The sequence below is a fragment of the Ligilactobacillus araffinosus DSM 20653 genome, from assembly GCF_001435375.1.
Classification (GTDB): Bacteria; Bacillota; Bacilli; order Lactobacillales; family Lactobacillaceae; genus Ligilactobacillus; species Ligilactobacillus araffinosus.
This window is the reverse complement of record NZ_AYYZ01000019.1, coordinates 3,839-27,138: the sequence shown is the minus strand read 5'-3', so window position 1 is coordinate 27,138 and position 23,300 is coordinate 3,839. Positions and strand designations below refer to the sequence as shown.

General features: G+C 39.8%; 26 protein-coding genes. 24 read left to right on the top strand and 2 right to left on the bottom strand.

Annotation, left to right across the window (positions count from 1 at the left end; all coding sequences use genetic code 11):
• Positions 1-72: 72 nt before the first annotated feature.
• Entirely contained in the window at positions 73-1,707 is a 1,635-nt protein-coding gene (ade, locus tag FC64_RS03285; RefSeq protein WP_235804834.1) for an adenine deaminase, read from the bottom strand.
• Positions 1,708-1,925: 218 nt separating this feature from the next.
• Between ade and FC64_RS03280 the strand changes: the two genes are divergently transcribed.
• From FC64_RS03280 to FC64_RS03180, 21 genes are all read left to right on the top strand, one after another.
• Entirely contained in the window at positions 1,926-2,519 is a 594-nt protein-coding gene (locus tag FC64_RS03280; protein ID WP_057906528.1) for a thymidine kinase, read from the top strand.
• A gap of 18 nt (positions 2,520-2,537) precedes the next feature.
• The gene (gene prfA, locus FC64_RS03275) at positions 2,538-3,623 is read left to right on the top strand and encodes a peptide chain release factor 1 (RefSeq protein ID WP_057906527.1); all 1,086 of its coding nucleotides are present in this window, start codon (positions 2,538-2,540) and stop codon (positions 3,621-3,623) included.
• Positions 3,616-4,455: a peptide chain release factor N(5)-glutamine methyltransferase gene (gene prmC / locus FC64_RS03270; RefSeq protein WP_057906526.1), complete on the top strand. Its 840-nt coding sequence runs from the start codon at positions 3,616-3,618 to the stop codon at positions 4,453-4,455. Before prfA ends, prmC begins: the two co-directional genes overlap by 8 nt.
• Before the next feature lie 16 nt (positions 4,456-4,471).
• Entirely contained in the window at positions 4,472-5,470 is a 999-nt protein-coding gene (locus FC64_RS03265; RefSeq protein WP_057906525.1) for an L-threonylcarbamoyladenylate synthase, read from the top strand.
• A 59-nt stretch (positions 5,471-5,529) separates the two neighbouring features.
• Positions 5,530-6,159: a uracil phosphoribosyltransferase gene (gene upp, locus FC64_RS03260; RefSeq protein WP_057906524.1), complete on the top strand. Its 630-nt coding sequence runs from the start codon at positions 5,530-5,532 to the stop codon at positions 6,157-6,159.
• A 298-nt stretch (positions 6,160-6,457) separates the two neighbouring features.
• The gene (gene atpB / locus FC64_RS03255; protein WP_057906523.1) at positions 6,458-7,177 is read left to right on the top strand and encodes a F0F1 ATP synthase subunit A; all 720 of its coding nucleotides are present in this window, start codon (positions 6,458-6,460) and stop codon (positions 7,175-7,177) included.
• A gap of 23 nt (positions 7,178-7,200) precedes the next feature.
• Positions 7,201-7,422: a F0F1 ATP synthase subunit C gene (gene atpE / locus FC64_RS03250; RefSeq protein WP_057906522.1), complete on the top strand. Its 222-nt coding sequence runs from the start codon at positions 7,201-7,203 to the stop codon at positions 7,420-7,422.
• Positions 7,423-7,474: 52 nt separating this feature from the next.
• Positions 7,475-7,996, top strand: coding sequence for a F0F1 ATP synthase subunit B (gene atpF, locus FC64_RS03245; RefSeq protein WP_057906521.1), 522 nt, complete (start codon positions 7,475-7,477; stop codon positions 7,994-7,996).
• Positions 7,983-8,528: a F0F1 ATP synthase subunit delta gene (locus FC64_RS03240; protein ID WP_057906520.1), complete on the top strand. Its 546-nt coding sequence runs from the start codon at positions 7,983-7,985 to the stop codon at positions 8,526-8,528. The genes atpF and FC64_RS03240 overlap by 14 nt, the downstream gene beginning before the upstream one ends.
• 15 nt (positions 8,529-8,543) lie before the next feature.
• Complete coding sequence (gene atpA / locus FC64_RS03235) at positions 8,544-10,055, top strand: F0F1 ATP synthase subunit alpha (RefSeq protein WP_057906519.1); 1,512 nt, start codon at positions 8,544-8,546, stop codon at positions 10,053-10,055.
• An 18-nt stretch (positions 10,056-10,073) separates the two neighbouring features.
• Positions 10,074-11,030 (top strand): F0F1 ATP synthase subunit gamma, encoded by a 957-nt coding sequence (locus tag FC64_RS03230; RefSeq protein WP_057906518.1) that lies wholly within the window; start codon positions 10,074-10,076, stop codon positions 11,028-11,030.
• Positions 11,031-11,048: 18 nt separating this feature from the next.
• Positions 11,049-12,455 carry a F0F1 ATP synthase subunit beta gene (atpD, locus tag FC64_RS03225; RefSeq protein ID WP_057906517.1) on the top strand — a complete coding sequence of 469 codons (1,407 nt, stop codon included), beginning with the start codon at positions 11,049-11,051 and terminating at the stop codon, positions 12,453-12,455.
• A 14-nt stretch (positions 12,456-12,469) separates the two neighbouring features.
• Positions 12,470-12,889 (top strand): F0F1 ATP synthase subunit epsilon, encoded by a 420-nt coding sequence (locus FC64_RS03220; RefSeq protein ID WP_057906516.1) that lies wholly within the window; start codon positions 12,470-12,472, stop codon positions 12,887-12,889.
• A gap of 211 nt (positions 12,890-13,100) precedes the next feature.
• Positions 13,101-13,331, top strand: coding sequence for a DUF1146 family protein (locus FC64_RS03215; protein ID WP_057826859.1), 231 nt, complete (start codon positions 13,101-13,103; stop codon positions 13,329-13,331).
• Between the two features lie 13 nt (positions 13,332-13,344).
• Positions 13,345-14,649, top strand: a complete 1,305-nt coding sequence (murA, locus tag FC64_RS03210) for a UDP-N-acetylglucosamine 1-carboxyvinyltransferase (RefSeq protein ID WP_057906515.1) — start codon at positions 13,345-13,347, stop codon at positions 14,647-14,649.
• Between the two features lie 155 nt (positions 14,650-14,804).
• A complete protein-coding gene (gene mreB / locus FC64_RS03205; RefSeq protein ID WP_057906514.1) occupies positions 14,805-15,800 on the top strand; it encodes a rod shape-determining protein in 996 nt (331 codons plus the stop codon).
• Between the two features lie 5 nt (positions 15,801-15,805).
• The gene (gene yidD, locus FC64_RS03200; protein ID WP_057906513.1) at positions 15,806-16,102 is read left to right on the top strand and encodes a membrane protein insertion efficiency factor YidD; all 297 of its coding nucleotides are present in this window, start codon (positions 15,806-15,808) and stop codon (positions 16,100-16,102) included.
• A gap of 18 nt (positions 16,103-16,120) precedes the next feature.
• Complete coding sequence (locus FC64_RS03195) at positions 16,121-16,339, top strand: DUF2969 domain-containing protein (protein WP_057906512.1); 219 nt, start codon at positions 16,121-16,123, stop codon at positions 16,337-16,339.
• 26 nt (positions 16,340-16,365) lie between these two features.
• Positions 16,366-17,568 carry an FtsW/RodA/SpoVE family cell cycle protein gene (locus FC64_RS03190; RefSeq protein ID WP_057906511.1) on the top strand — a complete coding sequence of 401 codons (1,203 nt, stop codon included), beginning with the start codon at positions 16,366-16,368 and terminating at the stop codon, positions 17,566-17,568.
• 110 nt (positions 17,569-17,678) lie between these two features.
• Complete coding sequence (locus FC64_RS03185) at positions 17,679-18,668, top strand: DNA-processing protein DprA (protein ID WP_057906510.1); 990 nt, start codon at positions 17,679-17,681, stop codon at positions 18,666-18,668.
• Between the two features lie 91 nt (positions 18,669-18,759).
• Positions 18,760-19,914, top strand: coding sequence for a D-alanine--D-alanine ligase family protein (locus tag FC64_RS03180; RefSeq protein ID WP_057906509.1), 1,155 nt, complete (start codon positions 18,760-18,762; stop codon positions 19,912-19,914).
• 34 nt (positions 19,915-19,948) lie between these two features.
• On the opposite strand, the gene FC64_RS03175 is transcribed toward FC64_RS03180, so the two are convergent.
• Positions 19,949-20,614 (bottom strand): DUF1361 domain-containing protein, encoded by a 666-nt coding sequence (locus FC64_RS03175; RefSeq protein ID WP_057906508.1) that lies wholly within the window; start codon positions 20,612-20,614, stop codon positions 19,949-19,951.
• A gap of 184 nt (positions 20,615-20,798) precedes the next feature.
• Between FC64_RS03175 and cdaA the strand changes: the two genes are divergently transcribed.
• The 3 genes from cdaA to FC64_RS07540 all read left to right on the top strand — a co-directional run.
• Positions 20,799-21,689 carry a diadenylate cyclase CdaA gene (gene cdaA, locus FC64_RS03170; RefSeq protein WP_081035626.1) on the top strand — a complete coding sequence of 297 codons (891 nt, stop codon included), beginning with the start codon at positions 20,799-20,801 and terminating at the stop codon, positions 21,687-21,689.
• Positions 21,686-22,771, top strand: coding sequence for a CdaR family protein (locus FC64_RS03165; RefSeq protein ID WP_057906507.1), 1,086 nt, complete (start codon positions 21,686-21,688; stop codon positions 22,769-22,771). The genes cdaA and FC64_RS03165 overlap by 4 nt, the downstream gene beginning before the upstream one ends.
• Positions 22,772-23,006: 235 nt before the next feature.
• On the top strand, positions 23,007-23,300 hold a 294-nt coding region (locus FC64_RS07540; protein ID WP_202987248.1), incomplete at its 3' end, for a KxYKxGKxW signal peptide domain-containing protein.

Here is a 23,300-nt window from a genome sequence, read left to right as displayed (position 1 = left end):
TGAATTTCACTTTTACCTCCTTTAACTTAATCTGCGTTTGCTTCAACAGGGATAAACTTTTGCTGATCAAAGTCATAAAGGGCCGCGTGCAGTTAATTTTAAGGTTGGAATGACCGGTAATGCTAAGAAAGATAAGGTAATAAATGGATTAAAGGCAATTGGACGGCTGATTGACTGGTAAGCCGCAGTGATCGCGTTTAATTTTTGAGCGGTCTCTTTATATGAAAGATTTGACATCAATCCGCTGATTTGAAGCGGAAGGGTGGCTAATTCATGGTGATTTGCAAAGACGGTGATTCCGCCGCCGACCTTTTGAAGATGTTGAATCGCAGCAAATAAATCAGCATCATTTGTTCCAACTGCAATAATGTTGTGGGAATCGTGCGCAATTGAGGATGCAACTGCTCCGTGAGTCAGGTTGAAGCCTTTCACGATAGCTTTACCAATTTTGCCAGTATTGTGGTGGCGTTCAACCACGACCATTTTAAGTTGATCTTTAACAGTATCAGGACAGAAGTTGCCATTATGAATTGAAACGGGTTCGACTAAGTGTTCAGTTTCGATGTGGTTGGGAATTACTTGAATGATGTTTGCGGTATCTGATTTCAGCGAAAGTTCGAGATCAGGTTGGAAAAGCGAAAAGTTCATTGTATTTTTCGCAAAGGAGAGAGGGCGGGTATTAAAATCATGATTTGAAATTAAGTGGCCCTTTTTGATGACTTGATGGATCTTGACATCATACGGATCGTCTAAGACAACGATGTCTGCTTGGTAATTCGGATTAAGTGCGCCGATGAAAGGTGTTTGGTGAGCTTGCGCAGCGTTAAAACTGGCCATCGTATATGCGGTTTCGGGCCGCAGACCATGCTGAATTGCTTTGCGAATGCAATCGTTGATCCCTCCTTCATTTAAAAGCGAATCAACTAATTTATCGTCAGTACAAAATGCGAACCGATTGGCATTTGATTCATTGACTGCGCCGACGGTATTTTCAAGGTCGCGTTCAACGGTTCCTTCGCGCAGAAAGACATAAAAACCTTCGTTAATGCGTTCTTGAATTTGACGGATCGTGGTTGCTTCATGGTCAGTTGAGATTTGATGCTGGCGGTAAACGTCAAGCTGATGCCGTGAAAGGCCGGAACCGTGGCCATCAATTTGCCGGCCAGCTTGAAGACAATCGTTCAGTTTAGCAATCATATCGGGTTGATTCGATGAAACTGCTGGATAATCCATCACTTCGGCTAATCCGCGGACAGTTGAATCTTGATAAAATGGTTTCATTTTTTTGGCAGTCAATGTTGCGCCGCTGTCTTCAAATGGAGTGCATGGGACACTTGAAGGTAACATTGTATAGACGTCCAATAATGACTGGTGTGCATCATCGATCATGTACTGAATTCCGTTTTCCCCGGCAACGTTGGCAATTTCATGTGGATCGATGAAGATGCTGGTTGTTCCCTGTGGCAGAATGACCTTGGCTAATTCACTTGGAGTTAAAAGAGAACTTTCAATGTGAACGTGGGCGTCGATAAATCCGGGAACGATGTATTGCTCAGCATAGTCGAGCGTTCGTCGGGCATGAAAGGCTGATGATTCGCCGGTCGCAATAATTTTGCCGTCATTGATCCATAGGACATTCGGTTCGAATAATCGGGAGAAGACATTCAAAACGTGGTTGCTTTTAATACATAAATCGATCGTCGTCATTACTGATCCTCCAATATTATTTGTATTTTGGTTATATTGTTAATTCATTTTAAACTTAAATGAATAAAAGTCAATGCAAATTGTTAATTATTGTGAATTAATTTGAGATAAACGTCCGAATAATAATTAAAGCTCCGAAAATTTTAAGTGAGGGAATGAATTTTGCCTTTAAATCGTATATACTTATTTAGAAAGACTTTTTTTATGGAGATGGGTTTATGGCACAGCTTTTTTTCCGTTATGGCGCAATGAACAGCGGCAAAACGATTGAGATCCTTAAAGTTGCTCATAACTATGAGGAACAGCATAAGCACGTTGTGATTTTGACAAGCGGACTGGATAACCGGGATGAAGTCGGATATGTCTCAAGCCGGATTGGGTTACGGCGGCCGGCAATTCCGATTTTTGATGAAACAAATGTGTACGAAATTGTGGCTTCAAAGCAAAACATCGATTGTGTATTAGTTGATGAAGCGCAATTTTTGAAAAAACATCACGTAATTGAATTGACACAAATCGTTGATGAATTGGAAATCCCTGTGATGACGTTTGGCTTAAAGAATGACTTTCGGAATCAGTTATTTGAAGGGTCCGAATACCTTTTGTTGTATGCTGACAAAATCGAAGAAATGAAAACCATTTGCTGGTTCTGTGCCAAAAAAGCAACTATGAACCTTCGAATCCATGATGGCAAGCCGGTTTATGACGGCGAGCAGATCATGATCGGTGGCAACGAAGCATATTTCCCAGTTTGCCGGAAACATTACGTTAATCCGCCGCTGGAAGAGATTTGCAAAGATATTGAAGAATAACACTTAATGGAGGACAAGATGGATAAGTTATTTGATCGTTTACAAATGCTTGAAGATCGTTACGAAGAGCTTGGCGAATTGCTTTCTGATCCGGATGTAATTGCTGATACGCAACGGTTCACAAAGCTTTCAAAGGAAATGGCTGATTTGCGCGAAACCGTTGAAAAGTACAATCAATATAAGAAAGTTACGCAGCAGATCAAAGATGATGAGGAAATGTTGAATGCCGGCATTGATGATGAAGAAATGGCATCAATGGTCAAAGATGAATTAGCAGATTCAAAGGTTGAAAAGGAAAAACTTGAAGAAGAAATCAAGCTTCTTTTAATTCCGAAGGACCCGAATGATGAAAAGAACATCATCATGGAAATCCGGGGAGCTGCCGGCGGGGACGAAGCCAGTTTATTTGCAGCGGATTTATACAACATGTATACTCGTTATGCTGAAAAACAAGGCTGGTCAGTTCAAATCGTTGATAAAACTCCAACCGAAGTCGGTGGGTTCAAGCAAGTCGTATTGCTCATCAACGGGAAAAATGTTTATTCAAAATTAAAATATGAAAGCGGCGCTCACCGGGTTCAACGGGTTCCAGTAACCGAATCAGCTGGCCGGGTTCATACTTCAACCGCAACGGTTGGGGTAATGCCTGAAGAAGAAGACGTTGAAATTGAAATTGATCCAAAGGACATTCGGGTTGACGTTTTCCGGTCATCAGGTGCCGGTGGTCAGCACATTAACAAGACTTCATCAGCCGTTCGGATGACGCATTTGCCAACCGGGATCGTGGTTTCAATGCAAGATCAACGTTCGCAGCAACAAAACCGGGAAAAGGCGATGCAGATTTTGAAAGCTCGGGTTTACGACTACTATAAGACCCAAGAACAAAGTGAATACGATGAAAACCGGAAATCAGCCATTGGGACTGGTGACCGGTCAGAAAGAATTCGGACATATAATTACCCACAAAATCGGGTTACAGATCACCGGATCGGATTGACCTTGAACAAGTTGGATAAGATCATGAACGGTGATTTAGATGACATTATTGATGCGTTAGTCTTGTACGATCAAACTAAAGCATTGGAGAAATTGCAAAATGAATAATGCAGTAAATTATTTTAAGGCCCGTCAATGGGCTTTTTCTTTTATTGAAACGCACGGATTAGAAGCTGATGCCGCTGATTTATTGTTGTGCGATCAAATGGGGTGGAGTGAAGCCCAACTATTGATGCATTTTCGTGATCCGATGCCAGTTGAAGAGTGGCAGCAGTATCAGACAAACGTTCAGAAGTTTGTTGATGGCTGGCCGGCCCAATATCTCACGGGTAAGGCATTCTTTTACGGCTTGCAGCTGAAAGTGACGAAAGATACCTTGATTCCGCGTCCGGAAACGGAGGAACTGGTTGATTGGATCTTAGCAGATTATGATAAGCAGCCGATCAAACTGCTTGATGTTGGCACCGGGACGGGAGCAATCGGTTTAGCACTTAAATCTGAGCGACCAAATTGGGACGTAACTTTAAGCGACATTTCGACTGATGCGTTAGCCGTTGCCCAACAGAATGCGACGGCGTTGAATGAATCTGTCAAATTTGTCCAAAGCGATCTTTTGAATGAGGTGGACGGGAAATATGATGTGATCGTTTCAAATCCGCCATATATTGCGGAAGACGAGCGTAAATATATGGATCGCAGTGTTTTAGAATACGAACCGGAACTTGCATTATTTGCACCGCATCACGGCTTGGCAATTTACCAGCGAATCGCTGTGGAATGTACTTCGTATTTAAAGCCGCATGCCCGAATGTACTTTGAAATCGGGTTTCATCAGGGACAAGCAGTCAAACAGATTTTTGAAAAGCAGTTTCCGGAAGCCAACGTTGAAGTGCGCCAAGATATCAATCACCATGATCGGATGGTGCGGGTAAAATTATAAGAAAGGAAATCAAGCGATGGAAATTACGAAAATTTATAAACCAGATGAAGTTGCCCAAGCAGCCAAAGAAATTCAACTTGGGGAATTAATTGCATTTCCAACTGAAACCGTTTATGGGTTAGGAGCCGATGCAACGAATGAAAAAGCTGTCCGCCGGGTTTTTCAAGCTAAAGGCCGACCAGCTAATAATCCGCTAAATGTAACGGTTTGTTCGCCCAAAATGGTTGAGCGGTTTGTGGGTGAAATCAATGAATGGGGCCAAAAATTGATTAAGCAATTTTGGCCAGGCCCGTTGACTCTGATTTTTAAAACTTTGCCGCATGCGTTAGCACCAGTCGTTACGGGCGGCTTACCAACCGCTGCTTTTCGGATGCCGGATAATCAAGTAACGTTGAAAATGATTGAACTTGCAGGAACACCGATTGTCGGTCCGTCTGCTAATTCATCAGGAAAGCCGAGTCCAACGACCGCTGACCATGTCTTTCATGATATGGAAGGCAAGATTGCCGGAATCGTTGATGATGGGCCAACTGCGGTTGGTGTAGAATCAACGATTATTGATTTAAGTGGAGACACACCGATTATTACCCGCCCAGGAGCAATCAGTATTAAAGCAATCGAAGACGTTCTTGGAATAAAGGTTTTGTTGAAGGACGACAAGGATGTAGCTCCAGCGGCTCAATATAAGCATTATAATCCGGATGCCCAGGTTTTAATGGTTAATGATCAAGATTGGGATCAAGTTGATCAGTGGCTTAAAACTCAAAATCAAAAAGTGGGAGTAATGGCAACGGATAAGGTGTTGGATTCGCTTTCAAATACCAAACTTCAATTCAGTTTAGGCCAAGATGTGCAATCAGCAAGCAAAAGATTCTTTGCGGGCATTCGGCATTTAGATAATGATGAACATGCCAAAATGATCCTTGTTCAAAAGTTTCCAGAGATTGGTTTAGGAGAAGCCTACATGAATCGATTAGAAAAAGCCAGTGGAAATCAAACTTGGAGTTTGGAGTAGCCAAATTATTTAATATCCGATAAAATAGGACTGAATAAAGATTAAAGGAGATGTTTGAAATGGGAAAATTTGAAGTTTTAGATCACCCATTAATTCAACACAAATTAACGATTATTCGAAATAAAAATTGTGGTACTCGCGAATTTCGGGAAGTTGTCAATGAAATTGCCGAATTGATGGTCTACGAAGTTTGTCGTGATATGCCGCTTGAAGATGTAAAGGTTGAAACTCCGGTTGCAACAGCTGTTGAAAAACGGTTGACTGGTAAAAAAGTAGTAGTTGTTCCAATTTTGCGGGCCGGGCTTGGAATGGTTGATGGTGTTCTTGAATTACTGCCGGCTGCAAAGGTTGGGCATATTGGAATGTATCGTGATGAAGAAACGCTTCAACCGCACGAATACTTTGTAAAGATGCCAGATCACCTTGATAAACGGGAAATGATCATTGTAGATCCAATGTTAGCAACTGGTGGATCCGCAATTGCAGCTGTTGATGCATTAAAGAAGCGGGGAGCAAAATCAATTCGGTTTGTTTGTCTGGTAGCTGCACCAGAAGGGGTAAAAGCTTTACGAGATGCACACCCTGATATTGATGTTTATGCTGCTGCATTAGACGATCATTTAAATGAAAATGGATATATTGTTCCGGGATTAGGCGATGCCGGCGATCGACTTTTTGGGACAAAATAATAGCTGAATATTATAGTACTTAATTAATCTATAAATTTTATTAATGAATGTTTAAAAAATCAAAATGTGATTATACCGCGATTTTTTTATGATTTTTCATCATTATAAAACGGTTACATTAAATTTTTGAAATACGCTTAAATGGCGGTATTACGTTCTTAAATTGGTTTTATATTTAATAAAAATGGTGGTATGATGAAAGTTGTATTCAGAGATTGTCCATCTTTGGATCGAAATCATTTTATGGTTCGACCGTAATGTTTTCAACCTTATTACAATTGAAAAGAGGTGAGACTTGGTGTTTGATGACGGAAGTAAAATTGTCAAGCTGTTCGGGCTCTCATTTAATGTCGGGAACTGTGTTGCCGGTCTGGTTACAGCAATTATTGTTTGTGCCGTTTTAATTTGGCTTTCACGCAATTTGCAGATGAAGCCAACCGGTAAACAAAATATTCTCGAATGGATCGTTGATTTTACAAATGGAATTGTTAAATCGGCGATTCCTGATGCACAAGGGAGTGATTATGGATTACTTGCATTTTTACTCTTCATATTTATTTTTGTTGCTAACCAGTTAGGGTTGATCATTCAATTCGTAATTGGGGATGTTACATATATTAAGAGTCCAACTGCTTCACCAATGACAACATTAACATTGGCATTTATGGTACTTGTTATTTCGCATATTGCAGGAATTAATCGTTTTGGATTTAAAGGATATGTTAAAAATTCATTTTTCAGTCCAATGCCAGTGCTATTTCCAATTAAGGTGTTAGAGCAATTTACAAATTTTATTACCCTTGCGCTTCGGCTCTATGGTAATATTTATGCCGGTGAAGTATTGCTTAAACTTGTTTTTCAAATGGCGCAATCTCATGGTGTTTTAACTTTTATACCAGCTGTTCCATTGGAAATGATTTGGCAAGGATTCTCTGTTTTTATTGGGGCAATTCAAGCCTATGTTTTTGTAACATTAGCGATGGTTTACATTTCACAAAAGATCGAAAAAGAGGCTTAATATTTTAAGGAGGAATTATAATTATGACAGGATTAGCATTATTAGGTGCAGGTATTGCTGCAGGACTCGCTGCTATTGGTACTGGTGTAGGTAACGGTATGGTTATTTCAAAGATGTTGGAATCAATGGCTCGTCAACCTGAATTGAGTGGTCAATTACGAACAAATATGTTTATTGGTGTCGGCTTGATTGAAGCTGTTCCGATTATTGCGATCGTTATTGCATTCATGTTATTTGCTAAATAACCTTCGTAAAAAGGTAACATAAGTTATATTTAAACGAAGGAGGTGTCAATAGATGTATTCGACATTTTTACTTGGTGATGCAGGGGTACAATGGGGAGATTTCCTTTTCTACCTTATTATGTTCATTATCATGTTGTTAATCGTTAAGCACTTTGCATGGGGGCCTGTCACAAAGATGATGGATAAACGGGCAACAAAGATTTCAAACGATATTGATTCTGCTGAAAAGGCTCGGAAAGAAGCTGAAGATCTTGCTGCAAAACGGCAAACGGCTTTGGAAAACTCACGGACAGAAGCTGCTGGAATCATTGATCGCGCAAAACAAAACGGTGAACAACAAAAAGCTTCAATTGTAAATGCTGCAAATGAAGAAGTTAAAACAATGAAGGCCAATGCCAAGAAAGATATTCAACAAGAAAAGCAAGATGCTTTATCAAGTGTAAAGAACGATGTCGCTGAATTATCTATTGAAATTGCTTCGAAGATTATTCAAAAAGAACTAACACCTGAAAGTCAAAAGGAATTAGTTGATTCATATATTGAAGGGTTGGGAAAGCAAAATGGCAATAGATAATGCAACAATTGCACGTCGTTATGGCAATGCCCTTTTTGAAGTTGCTCAAGAACAAAATTCACTTGCTGAAACGGCAGCTGAATTAAATGAATTGAAAGCAGCTTTAAATCAAGAACCCGGATTTGTTAACTTTATGACAAGTCCGCAAATCGATGAAAAAGCAAAGAAAGATACTTTTTCTGCGTTAACTGCAAATGCTTCAACATTGGTTTCTAATCTGCTTAACATGTTATTCGACTACCGGCGGATCAGTAACTTAGAAGCAATCATTGATGAATTTAACAGACTTTATGATCAAGAACGCAAAGTTGTTCGGGCCGTTGTACGGACAGCCGTTGAATTAGATGATCAACAAAAGGATACCCTTGCAAAGAAATTTGCTGAGGTTGAAGGCGCAAACCAAGTTATCTTGGATGCTAAGGTTGATCCATCAATTATCGGTGGGGTTATCATGCAATCTGCAAGTCATATTTATGACGGTTCAATTAAGACGAAGCTTGAAAAGATCAAGCGTCTGTTACTAAAACGTTAAAGAGGTGAGACTTTTATGAGCATTAAGGCTGAGGAAATCAGTGCTCTTATTAAGAAACAATTAGCAGATTATAAAGATGAATTATCTGTTGATGAAGTTGGTACTGTTACTTATGTTGGTGATGGTATTGCTCGTGCTAACGGTCTCGATAATGCCTTGTCTGGTGAATTGGTAGAATTCCAAAATGGAGTATTTGGAATGGCTCAAAACTTGGAATCAACAGATGTTGGGATCGTTGTTTTGGGTGATTACAAAGGAATCCGCGAAGGTGATACCGTTAAGCGGACTGGCCGGATCATGGAAGTTCCTGTTGGGGACGCATTAATTGGTCGGGTCGTAAACCCATTAGGACAACCAATTGATGGATTAGGTGAAATTAAAACCGATAAGACACGTCCAGTAGAACGGAAAGCTCCAGGAGTTATGGAACGGCAATCTGTTTCAGAACCACTTCAAACGGGGATCAAAGCGATCGATGCTTTAGTTCCGATTGGTCGGGGACAGCGTGAATTGATTATCGGTGACCGGAAGACTGGGAAGACATCATTGGCAATCGATACGATCTTGAACCAAAAAGATCAAGATATGATTTGTATCTACGTTGCGATTGGACAGAAGGAATCAACTGTTCGTGAACAAGTTGAAACATTACGCAAGTTTGGTGCAATGGACTATACGATTGTTGTTTCAGCTGGTCCTTCAGAACCTGCTCCAATGCTTTACATCGCTCCATATGCCGGAGCCGCAATGGGTGAAGAATTCATGTTCAACGGCAAACACGTTTTGATCGTTTATGATGACTTAACAAAGCAGGCTGATGCTTACCGTGAACTTTCATTGATCTTGAGAAGACCTCCTGGCCGTGAAGCTTATCCAGGTGACGTTTTCTACCTACACTCACGTTTGCTTGAACGGGCTGCTAAGTTAAGTGACGAACTTGGTGGCGGATCAATGACTGCTTTGCCATTCATTGAAACAAAAGCTGGGGACGTTTCAGCATACATTCCAACTAACGTTATTTCGATCACTGATGGACAGATTTTCTTAGACAGTGATAAGTTCTATGCTGGTGTTCGTCCTGCTATCGATGCCGGAACTTCGGTTTCACGTGTTGGTGGTGACGCCCAGATCAAAGCCATGAAGAAAGTTGCTGGGACACTGCGTTTGGACTTAGCTTCATATGCTGAATTGGAATCATTTACTCAATTCGGTTCAGACTTGGACGAAGCTACCCAAGCTAAGTTGAATCGTGGGCGTCGGACAATTGAAGTTTTGAAGCAACCATTACATAAACCACTTCCTGTTGAAAAACAAGTTGTGATCCTTTATGCATTGACTCACGGCTTCTTAGACTCAATTATGATCGATGATATTATGAAGTTCCAAGATGGATTGTTTGACTACTTCGACAATAATCACAAAGACTTGCTTGACGAAATTAAGAAGACTGGTCAATTACCAGATACAGAAAAACTTGATGCTGCAATCAAGGATTATGCTGATACTTTCCAAGCAAGCAACAAATAGAAAGGGTGGTGAAGGCTGATGGCTGGTTCATTACAAAGTGTTAAGCGTCGGATCAATTCGACCAAGAAAACACAACAAATTACAAATGCCATGCAAATGGTATCAACTGTAAAATTGAATCAAATTCAAAGACATACAGCAAGTTATCAAGTCTATGCCGCCAAGATTCGGAGTGTAATCACTCACCTTGCTAAATCACACTTATTGGATAGCATTTCAGTAAGTAGTTCATCAAAAAAGAGCGACGATCCAATGAGCTCATTGGGGATGTTGCAACAACGTCCGGTCAGGAAGGTTGGAATCGTTGTGATCACATCAGATCGGGGCTTGGTTGGAAGTTACAACAGTACGGTATTGAAACAAACAATGACGTTGATTGATAACGTAAGCAAAGCTGACAACAAAAAAGATGATATTGTGATCTTAGCAATCGGTTCAACTGGTGCAGATTTCTTTAAACAACGTGGATTTAACATCGGATACGAGTATCAAGGTGTTAATGATGTGCCAAAATTTAAAGAAGTTCGACCAATTGTTCAAGCAATCGTTACGATGTTTACAAATGGAGCATTCGACAAATTATACGTTTGCTACAACCACTTCGTAAACACCTTAACGTCAGAATTTCGTGCTGAACAAATGCTTCCAATTACCGCTGAAAACGTTGGTGATTTGGAAAATGACGGACTTGAAGAAGCCAAAGAAGGCCAAATAGCTCCAGCATACGATGCCGAACCTTCTCAAGATGCAATCTTGGAAGTTGTTTTGCCGCAATACGCTGAAAGCTTAGTATACGGTGCAATTTTGGATGCCAAGACATCTGAACATGCTTCAAGTTCAACTGCAATGAAATCTGCTTCAGATAACGCAGATGACATTATTTCAAGCTTGCAATTACAATATAACCGTGCACGGCAGAGTGCAATTACAACTGAAATTACTGAAATTACAGGTGCTCAAGCTGCCTTAGAATAAAATTAGGAGGAATTACGAATGAGTTCTGGTAAAGTAGTACAAGTTATCGGACCTGTTGTTGACGTTGAATTTCCTCTAAATGAATCTTTACCTGAAATTGACAACGCGCTTCACGTAAAACGTGAAGATGGTTCAGAATTGGTTCTTGAAGTTGCTCTTGAATTGGGTGACGGGGTTATGAGAACCGTTGCGATGGATTCAACTGACGGATTAAAACGTGGTGCAGAAGTTATTGATACTGGTTCATCAATCTCTGTCCCAGTTGGTAAAGATACATTAGGACGGGTATTTAATGTTTTAGGTGACACAATCGATAACGGTCCTAAATTTAGTGAAGATCATCGTCGTGATCCAATTCACCGCAATGCTCCAGCATACGATCAATTGAATCCAGGGACTGAAGTTTTGGAAACAGGGATCAAGGTTATTGATTTGCTTGCTCCATACATCAGAGGTGGAAAGATTGGTTTGTTCGGTGGTGCCGGTGTTGGGAAGACTGTTTTAATTCAGGAATTAATTCATAACATTGCTGAAGAACACAGTGGGATCTCAGTATTTACTGGTGTTGGTGAACGGACACGTGAAGGAAACGACCTTTACTTTGAAATGAAGGAATCAGGTGTTTTAGATAAAACAGCCATGGTATTCGGTCAAATGAACGAACCACCTGGTGCCCGGATGCGGGTTGCTTTAACTGGTTTAACAATTGCTGAATACTTCCGTGACGTTGAAGGACAAGACGTTTTGCTCTTCATCGATAACATTTTCCGGTTCACTCAGGCTGGTTCAGAAGTTTCAGCCTTGCTTGGACGGATTCCTTCAGCCGTAGGTTACCAACCAACCTTAGCTACTGAAATGGGTCAATTACAGGAACGGATCACTTCAACCAAGAAGGGTTCAATTACTTCAATTCAAGCGGTTTATGTTCCTGCCGATGACTATACTGACCCTGCTCCAGCAACAACTTTCGCTCACTTGGATGCCACAACTAACTTGGAACGTTCATTGACACAACAAGGAATCTACCCAGCCGTAGACCCACTTGCTTCAACCTCAAGTGCGTTATCACCAGAAGTTGTCGGTGACGAACATTACCAAGTAGCAACTGAAGTTCAACACGTATTACAACGTTACCGTGAATTACAAGATATCATCTCAATCCTTGGGATGGATGAATTATCTGACGATGAAAAGTTGACCGTTGCACGCGCACGGCGGATCCAATTGTTCTTATCACAAAACTTCCACGTTGCCGAAAAATTCAATGGTTTCCCAGGATCATATGTAACAGTTGAACAGACCGTTCAAGGGTTCAAGGAAATCCTTGAAGGTAAGTATGATGATCTTCCAGAAGAAGCATTCCGGAACGTTGGTCCAATTGAAGATGTTGTAAAGAAAGCTAAGAAATTGGCAGCTAATGCTTAAGGAGGGAACGTCAAATGAGTGACAAACCTGAATTAACAGTGTCTGTTGTAACTCCAGATGGTGAAGTTTATGAAAAAAAGACCACTTTAGCAATTTGTAAGACTGGCGAAGGTGAACTTGGAATCATGCCGAACCATACTCCTGTTTTAGCTTCATTGGCAATCGATGAGGTACGGGTTAAAACTGGAGAAGATCAATACGATGAAATTGCCATTGGCGGTGGATTCTTAGAATTTTCAAATAACGTCCTTTCAATTGTTGCTTCAGCAGCTGAAAGAAAAGAAAATATTGATGCATCACGGGCAGAACGTGCACGCGATCGGGCTAAAGAACGAATCGAAAAAGCACAGAATGAACATGACGCCAAAGAATTAAAACGGGCTGAAATTTCATTAAAACGGGCTTTAAATCGGATTAAGATTTCAGGTCACTAGTGAAATTTAGTCTTTGATAGAGAAAAGAGGTTATGGTTTTCCATGATCTCTTTTTTTATTTAAAAATGAATATTAAGTTAATTTAAAAATTAATGTTATTTGATATAAAAGGGTGTATATTAATTAGATATGCAAGATATACTTATCATTAATATTGTTATCAAAAAGACAATTATGATATTATAATTGCAAACTGAGAGGTGAAGAGTTAATGAGACAAATTGGATTGAACGCGTTACTGACGATCATCAGCAACTTTACTTTTATCCTGATCACATTTAAGATCTTGCGCGATTTACGCTTGGATTACTATGTTAATAAGGAACGGCAACGAACTTTCCGGTTGTTTCTTATTTTGGTTTCAACGGCTCTAGGCTTCTTAGTGAGTCAGTTTTTCCTAAACTTCATCGATAGTGTACGAAATTTAGGATATCTATTGTAATGGAGGATTCGACTTGGAAAAAATTATTGTTCGCGGCGGAAACAAGTTAAATGGAATGGTTGAAATTGAAGGAGCAAAAAATGCGGTTTTACCAATTTTAGCTGCATCGATTCTTTCGACTGAAGGCCGCACTGTTTTACATAACGTCCCGATTTTATCAGACGTATTTACAATGAATAATGTGATCCGCTTTTTAAATGTTAAAGTTGGATTTGATGAAGATCAAAAAGAAATTACGGTTGATGCAACTAATGAATTATCTTATGAAGCACCATTTAAGTATGTTTCAAAGATGCGAGCATCGATCGTTGTTTTAGGCCCGCTTTTGGCCCGAGTTAAACATGCAAAGGTTGCAATGCCCGGCGGATGTGCAATTGGTTCCCGACCAATTGATCTACACTTAAAGGGGTTAGAGGCGCTGGGAGCCAAGATTATTCGAAATGATGGCTATATTGAAGCAATGACAGATGGTTTGAAAGGTGCCAATATTTATCTTGACTTTCCAAGCGTTGGTGCAACCCAAAATATTATGATGGCCGCAACCTTAGCAAAGGGAACAACAATTATTGAAAATGTTGCGCGGGAACCTGAAATCGTTGATCTTGCTAACTTTTTAAATAAGATGGGAGCTCATGTAACAGGTGCAGGAACAGAAACCATCAAGGTTGTTGGGGTTGACCATCTTCATGGGGTTGAACACACGGTTGTCCAAGATCGGATCGAAGCTGGAACGTTCATGGTTGCTGCGGCAATCACCAATGGAAATGTTTTGATCAAAGACGCCGTTGAAGAACATAACAAACCATTGATTTCTAAACTTGAAGAAATGGGTGCACAAGTAATTCGGGAAGATGACGGTATTCGGGTAATTGGACCGGAAAAACTTAAACCAGCAGATGTGAAGACAATGCCGCATCCAGGTTTTCCAACCGATATGCAGCCGCAAATCAGCGTTGCTCAATTAGCAGCTGATGGGACAAGCACGTTGACGGAAACCGTTTTCGAGAACCGATTCATGCACCTTGAAGAACTTCGGCGGATGAATGCCGACTTTAAGGTTGAAGGTAACGCAGCTGTTTTGAATGGACCAACGAATTTTAGCGGTTCTGAAGTCGCTGCGACGGACTTACGGGCCGCTGCGGCGTTAATTCTTGCCGGATTAATTGCCAAGGGTATTACGCAAGTAACTCATTTGGAATATCTTGATCGTGGATACTGGCACTTTAACCAAAAGCTTGCTTCATTAGGCGCTGAGATCAAACGAGTCAATGATATTACCGGAAACGAAATGAAGATTAACAGCGAAGTTAAAAATTAATCAAATTACGAATCATAAGGGGCTGAATTTTGATACGGTCCCTTTTTTGGTACTAACAATTATCTTGATTTTACGTGAATTCAAAAATGATTCTATGGTATAATAATCAAGATATATCCTTAATTTTGAGTAATGATTATTAAAGGAGAATTGCTATGGCAAAAGACATTGGGATTGACTTGGGTACAGCCAATGTGCTGATTAATATCCAAGGTGAAGGAATTGTGTTAAATGAACCTTCAGTAGTAGCTGTCAATTCAAAATCAAATAAGGTTTTGGCTGTTGGGTCAGAAGCCTATCAAATGGTTGGCCGGACACCAGGGAGTATCCGGGCAATTCGACCGTTGAAGGACGGGGTGATTGCAGACTTTGATATTACGGAACAAATGCTTTCATACTTCATCAAGAAGCTAAATGTAAAAGGGTTTATGTCAAAACCAAATATCATGATCTGCTGTCCAACGAATACAACGGACGTTGAACATAAAGCAATTCGCCAAGTTGCTGAAAAAATTGGCGGCGGTCAGGTTTACTTGGAACTTGAACCGAAAGTTTCAGCTGTTGGGGCCGGTTTAGACATTTTCAAACCGTTTGGAAACATGGTTATCGATATTGGTGGGGGAACAAGCGATATTGCGTTCCTTTCATTGGGTGACATTGTTGCCAGTCGGTCATTGAAGATTGCCGGTGATCGGTTGAACATGGATATTTTGAACTTTGTAAAGAAGAAATATAATTTACAAATCGGTGAACGGACCGCTGAAAAAGTGAAGATTGAAATCGGGACGGTTGTTCCAGGACATCGCAACGAAGAAATCGATGTTCGCGGTCGGGATACCATTTCAGGATTGCCACGGACAATTACCTTGAAATCTGACGATGTTGAACCAACGTTGAATGAAACGATGATGAATGTTGTTGAAGCGGCAAAGGATGTTTTAGGAGTAATTCCACCTGAACTTGCAGCTGATATCATCGATCATGGAATTATGATGACGGGTGGTGGCGCATTGCTTGACGGCATGGATCAATTACTGATGGATAATTTAAATATTCCAGTTAACATTTCAGATACACCATTAGATGATGTTGCTGTCGGAACTGGAATTTTACTTGAAAAGATTCTTGGCAGCGAAAATCAAAAGAGATAATCGAAATGTTTAAGCGCATTTTTACGTGGATCATTCATCAGTACCAACGATTTGTTTCACCGTTATTTCCACCAAGTTGTCGGTATTACCCGACATGTTCAAATTACGCCCTACAGGCGATCCAAAGATTTGGGGCCTTCAGGGGGAGTTTGATGGCTGCGGCGCGCATTTTACGGTGTAATCCGTTTGTGAAAGGTGGATATGATCCTGTTCCAGATCATTTCAGCTTGCATCGAAATGAAAGCTGGAAAAATGATCCCAATGAAAATTTCTTTTATAACGAAGAACATTTAAACAAATAACTTTAAGGAGGTAAGCGTGTGTCAAAGAAGACGAAAACAATTGAACTAGTTGAGGATGAAAAGGTAATCAATGGGGTAACGGTTGCTGAATTAAAATTAGGTGAAAAGTCTTTAGGAACGGTCGAACCTGAAGATGATAAGTTTACAGCCAGTCTTCCGGACGGTGAAAAGTTCAGTGTGAAAAGCCATTCAGAAGCCGTTAATATTTTGATCAGTCATTACCATTTACACTCATAGGATGATTACGCAAAGGAGCTTTAAAATTGGGTAATACTAAAAATAACCGGCGGGTAAAAAGTAATGATGATCGGATCGACTGGGGTATTATCTTCTCAGTTCTTGTTTTAGCCGTGATCGGGATGCTTTCGATTTACGTTGCCGTTAAGCATGACACAAGTAATGCGAGTGTAACTAAGACATTGTTATCACAGGCGATGTGGTATGCTTTCGGAATCATTGCGGTCGTGATCATTATGCAGTTTGACGCCGAGCAGTTGTGGAAAGTGGCCCCGATTGCTTACGGCATTGGGATTACACTAATGTTTCTGTTGCTTTTCCTATATAGTCGTTCGTATGCGGCTCAAACAGGAGCGAAAAGCTGGTTTGCAATCGGGCCATTAACTTTCCAGCCATCAGAAGTGATGAAACCCGCGTATATTCTGATGTTAGCGCGGGTAATAGCCGAGCATAATTCCTTATATCCTGAACATACAATTGAAACGGATTGGAAATTGCTTGGTAAAATGTTTCTCTGGACGTTGCCAATCGTTATTTTGTTAAAACTTCAAAATGACTTTGGAACGACTTTAGTTTTCTTAGCAATTTTCGGCGGAATGGTTTTAATTTCCGGAATTTCGTGGCGCATCATTGTTCCAATCTTTGGGGTCTTCTTCATTATTGGGGCAATTGCAATTTACTTTGCGGTTTTTAACCGGGGAGTGCTGTTACATTTAGGATTCCAAAATTACCAATTCCAACGAATCGATGCTTGGTTGCATCCTGAAAATAATACAACCGGTTCAAGTTACCAGTTATGGCGGAGTATTGAAGCCATTGGTTCTGGTCAATTATTTGGAAAAGGGTTCAACGTTTCAAATGTTTACGTTCCTGTTCGGGAATCTGATATGATTTTTTCTGTTATCGGGGAGAACTTTGGCTTTATAGGTGGGTGTGTCTTGATTTTCATCTACCTGCTGTTGATTTTCCAAATGGTTCAAGTAACATTTGAAACCCGGAATGAATTTTACGCATACATTTCAACCGGAGTTATCATGATGATTTTATTCCACGTTTTTGAAAACATTGGAATGAGTATCGGATTACTTCCATTGACGGGGATTCCATTACCATTTATTAGTCAAGGGGGTTCATCGTTGATTGGGAATATGATTGGAATTGGTTTGATTATGTCAATGCGATACCATCATAAGAGCTATATGTTTAGTAATAATTCAGATTTTAGTTAAACAAAGGGGTTGCGATTGATGCGCAACCTTTTTTAGTGCGTTTAATTTCTAAAATAGTTTAATAACCTTTATACTTAAAGATAGTAATTTATGGAATAAGAGGAATTAAAATGGATAGCGATCAACTTACAGAATTAATTTTAGCTTTGCAAATGATTAAGGGTGTTGGTCCAAAGACGGTGCTGAAATTTTTTGACACCGTTAAGCCGCGATTAATCTTGGAAAACTTCCGTAACATGCACCGTAATTCAACGATCAACCGGCGCATTAATGAGGGAGCTCTGGATTATCAGAAATGGAAAAGCATGCTTGCAGATGCCCGTGAATTAATGGAAAAGACTCGCAGTTACGGAATTCAAATTTTAAACTATCAGGATGCAGATTATCCAGACAATCTGCGGAGCTTGAATCATTATCCGTTAATCATTTACGTCAAGGGGAACGTTAAGGCTCTTCAAGGACCGTCAGTGGGATTTATTGGAACGCGGCGACCAACTGAATTAGGATATAAAATGGCAGAACGGATGGCATACCAATTTGCAAAAGACGGATTAACTGTCGTTAGCGGATTATCTGTCGGAACGAACACTGCAGCTCATACCGGCGCATTAAAGGCTGGTGGAACGACGGTTGCGATTTTAGGTCATAGTTTGGAACAACCGATTTACCCAAAAGAAAATAAGGATTTTGCTCAAGAAATCATCGATAACGGTGGTGCATTAATGTCGACTTACAGTCTCGGAGCAATCGTTCGACGGCAATTTTTGGCAGCCCGTGATGAATGGGAAAGCGGCCTTGCTGACGGTTTAGTGGTTGTTGAAACCGACCAAAACGGGAAGACAGAGTCCGCTTTGCAACATGCATTCAAACAGGGACGGCCAGTCGGAATGCTTGACCACAGTCAATGCCCGAAAATCGACGATGTCATGAAAATCGAACAGGCAATCGGAAATCAGGAATTTATCCGAAAAAAACGGGCAATGCCATTATGGGACATTGATAGTCTTCATCGTTTTGAAGCGACAATGACAAAATCACGCGAAGAATTTCTGAAGAAAAGCAAACGGCACAAACGGCTTGCTGAAATTCGTCTTTTTTAAGGGTAATTGGATGCAGATGATAATAAATTATGCTATACTTAGGTTTCAAGTTATGTACGAACAAAATTCTAAACAAAAGGTGATTAAGTAAATGGATAGCAAAAAGAAATTACATATTGCATTATTCTTTGGCGGAAACTCATCTGAACATGACGTTTCAAAGCGTTCAGCTCACAACATTTATGACGCTTTAGACAAAGATAAATATGAAGTTTCAGTCTTCATGTTTACGAAACAAGGTTTCTTACTTGGTAACAAAGACTCTCTTCGGATTTTTAACGGCGAACCAGAGGATGAAGTGGTTGCAGAAGCAACAAAGGACGTTGACTTTTCAAACCCGTTAGCAAACATCCAAAACTTATCAGAAGTGAAGGATGTTGACGTCTTCTATCCCGTAATCCATGGGAACATGGGTGAAGATGGAACGGTTCAAGGTCTTTTCCGGTTGTTGAACAAACCATGGATCGGGAGTGGAATTGCTTCATCAGCTAATTCATTTGATAAGGATTTAACCAAGCAATTATTAACGTTGCATGGGGTTCGGAATACAAAGTACTTTGTTGTTACACCTGAAACGGTTGATGAACATCCATACAGTAAAGCCAAGGAAGAATTGGGCGACGTTATGTTTGTTAAACCTGCTCGTCAAGGTTCCTCAGTGGGAATCAATAAGGTTAAGACCGAACAAGAATATAACGATGCAATTCAAGAAGCTTTTCGCTATGACTACAAGGTAATGGTCGAAGAAGCAATCAAGAATCCACGTGAAGTTGAATGTTCAGTTCTTGGAAACCGCGATCCGAAGTATTCAAAGCTTGGAGCGGTTGATGTCAACGGAGATGAATTTTATGACTATAACAACAAGTTCGTTGATGCTTCAGGTGTCGTCTTCAAGATTCCGGTTGATTTACCAGAAAAATTAACAAAGGAAATTCAAGAAATGTCAGTTAAGGCATTTAAAGCTTTGGACAATCGTGGTTTAGCCCGGATGGACTTCTTAGTTGATGAAAATGATGTTCCATACTTAGGTGAAGTAAATACTTTACCAGGTTTTACCAACATTTCACTTTACCCTCAATTATGGGAAGTTTCAGGAATCAGTTATTCAGATTTAATTGATAAGTTGATTCAACTCGCAATTGACGAATTTAACGACAATGCAAAACTTCACTATGACTTTACCGAATTGGGTTCTGAAAAGTTAGGTAAGGGATTATTAGACAAGAATGGAAAACACCGTGATTAAAAAATAAGCTGTGATTTTACATCACAGCTTATTTTTATTCCTCAAATTTGTTAAACGTTGAGCGGTAAATGTTCATGGTCAACCAAATCAATGTTTGGAAGACGGCAATTAAAATGACAAAGACTAGCATGCGAATATTCCACATTTGAATTAGGTCATTGATCACGCTGTGCGGATCCATGAACAGGTAAACGGTGTGAAGCCGTAAGAACCGGCCAATGTAAACTCCAATCGAAGAAGCAAGGATTAAGATTCCAACGATCGAAATTTCAAAAAACGGACTGTTCTTTTTGAGCCGCTTAGCGATCACCTTGCTGACACATGAGAGACTCCAAACGCCAAAAAGACTTGACATCAAAGCGCTGAATACTAAGTTACCATAGTGCCACCAAATGCGCAGCTTGAAGACCATCAATCCAGTAACTGTATTGTAAGGATTGATTTTTGCTAAGTGAAAAAGGTCGGTTAAAACGTATGGGGCATTTGGATAAAATAGCAGCCATAAAATAAAAAGAATGACGAACAACCAGCGGGGCTGTTTTTCATTGATGTGCATTCCAATTTCAATCGGAATGTATGCCAGAAAAGTATTTAGCAACAGGAAATTGTATAATGCTTTGCCTGATGCAATTACACCGCCAATGTACAGCATGTAGAAGATAAACAGCAGCCGTACGATCCATTGAACTTTTTTATTCATTGAAAACACCTCGGATCGAAGAAAGTTCAAAAAGTATTATTATCATTGTACCAATTTTGGAATTGCTTTGCAGGTAAAAAAATCAATTTAATGAATAGTTAATAAAAATTAACTGTTTATTGCGGTTTCTTAAAATTATTTTCATGATACAATTATAGTATATACGCTGAACGAGGAGGACAAAATGGGATTCTTAAGCAGTATTTTTACCTGGCAACACTTTATTAACTTGTTGGATATTGGCGTTGTTTGGTATGCAATTTACAAATTGATGATGCTTTTACGTGGGACAAAGGCGGTTCAACTTTTCAAAGGCGTTTTAGTGATCATCGTTATTAAATTGATCAGTTGGTATTTAGGACTTCGAACGGTTTCGTGGATTACAGACCAAATTATTAATTGGGGAATTATTGCGATCATCGTAATTTTCCAACCGGAAATTCGGCGCGGCCTCGAGCATCTTGGACGCGGTTCACTGTTCTTTAATAATAAAAAGAAACAAAATGAAGCTCAAGAAAAGATGATTCAAGCGCTTGATAAAGCGATTCAATATATGTCAAAACGACGGATCGGGGCTTTAATGACGATTGAAATGAATACGGGGCTTGAAGATTACATTGAAACGGGAATTCCGTTGGATGCGGATGTCAGCGGTGAATTGTTAATCAATATCTTCATTCCGAATACACCGTTGCATGATGGTGCGGTAATCATTAAGAACAATCGGATTGCAGTTGCGGCTGCCTATTTGCCACTTTCAGAAAGTAATTTGATCCCTAAGGAATTAGGGACCCGACACCGGGCTGCTGTCGGAATCAGTGAAGTTACGGATGCGTTAACGATCGTTATTTCTGAAGAAACTGGAGCGGTTACAATCACCAAAAACAACGAGTTGATTCGAAACCTGACCCGGCAAGATTACTTAAAATTGTTACATAATGAATTAGTTCCGACAGAAGAGAAGACGCAAAAGAATGTTTTTGTCCGGCTTTTCAATAAGATGAAAGCCCGTAAAGTAAATCGGAACAGCCATGCGGTAGGTCATGCAGCTCATAAGAGGGGGCGGAAACATTGAAATTCAGTAAATTGTCAAACACTAAATTTGTATATTCCATTATTTCCTTGATTTTTGCATGTTTTCTCTTTGGGTATGTAACTACTGATACGGGAGCAAATACTAATGGAGCAACCAATAAGGCAACTTTGTCGACCCAAAAATCAGCAACAGTTACGGTGCCGTTAAAAGTTAATGTAAGTTCCAAGTACTTTGTTGAGGGCTATCCTGAAAACGTAAAAGTGAAGATCAATGGTCCAGCAGCGCTGGTTCAAACTGCAGAAAATACTAAAAACTTTCAGGCATATGCTGACTTGGAAGGCTTGAAACCCGGGAAACACACCGTTAAGTTAAAAGTTTCGGGCGTTAGTCACGAATTGAGCGCAAACGTTCAACCTGAAAAAGTAACAGTCACGATCAGTAAGAAAGCAACGGCGACCTTTCCAATTCAAGTTCGCTTTGACTCAACCTTGATTGGCAACGGCTATGCTGCCGGAATTGCATCTAGTAACTATTCACGGGCGAAGGTGATTGGTTCCCGCAGTTCGATTAACGCGGTAACAAACGTGGTCGCAAATGTTAGTTTACCGGAGGGAATTCAACATTCTGTTACGCAAAATGTAACGCTTCAAGCGCTTGATGAAAACGGCAAGCCGTTAAACGTCATAATTGAACCGACAACGGTTAAGGCAACTGTTCCAATTTATGCGGCAACAACAACCAAGAAAGTCAATGTGCATTTAGTTGCTAGCGGTGGCGGCGATAACACCAAAAATTATAGTCTATCAACGAATACGAAGACTGTTACAGTAACGGGGACAAAACAAGCATTGAGTCGGTTACAAAGTTTGAATGTTGCTGTTCCTGTCAGTGGGGTGACATCAAGTACAACGAAGACGGTTCCAATCGATACTATTCAAAATGGGATTATTGCAGTTAGCCCAAGCTCAATTAACGTTCAAATTACGGTTTCGGGACAAGAAAATCAAAGTTCAATTCAAAACCAAAATGATAATAATCAACAGTCGAGCCAAATTACAACCTCCCAAAAAGCTAATAATCAAAGCCAAAGAAATCAGTCACAAGAGAATGTTACGCAATAATTATTTTTTTAATGCATAATATTTATTGACGAATAAACGTTATAATAATTTTTTTTAAATTAAAAAATGTACTTGATTTAATTTGCTTATCCGATTAAAAGTTAAAAAACATTAAAGGTTAATCAGAAAAAAAGGATATAAATTGTAAAAAAACTTTTGGAGGATTAATATAATCTGTGTTAACAAAGATAGATGTAGAGAGTCAAAAATAAATTTTTAAAGAAAGGAAATTTTAATGAGAAGTAAGAGCTATTTTGGAAATAAAGTTAATAAAATAAAGTTATATAAAAAAGGTAAATTATGGGTTGCTGCCTCAATGACATTTATAACTTTAGGATTAAGTGCATTTTCGACGGTTGATGCCAACCAAGTTGATAGCAGTTCTTCAATAAATGTAAGTTCATTAAATAAAGAAGCTAGTTCTTCAGTGAACACATCAAGTGTAAGTTCATCAAGCAAAGAAGCTAGTTCTTCAATGAACACATCAAGTGTAAGTTCATCAAGCAAAGAAGCTAGTTCTTCAATGAAT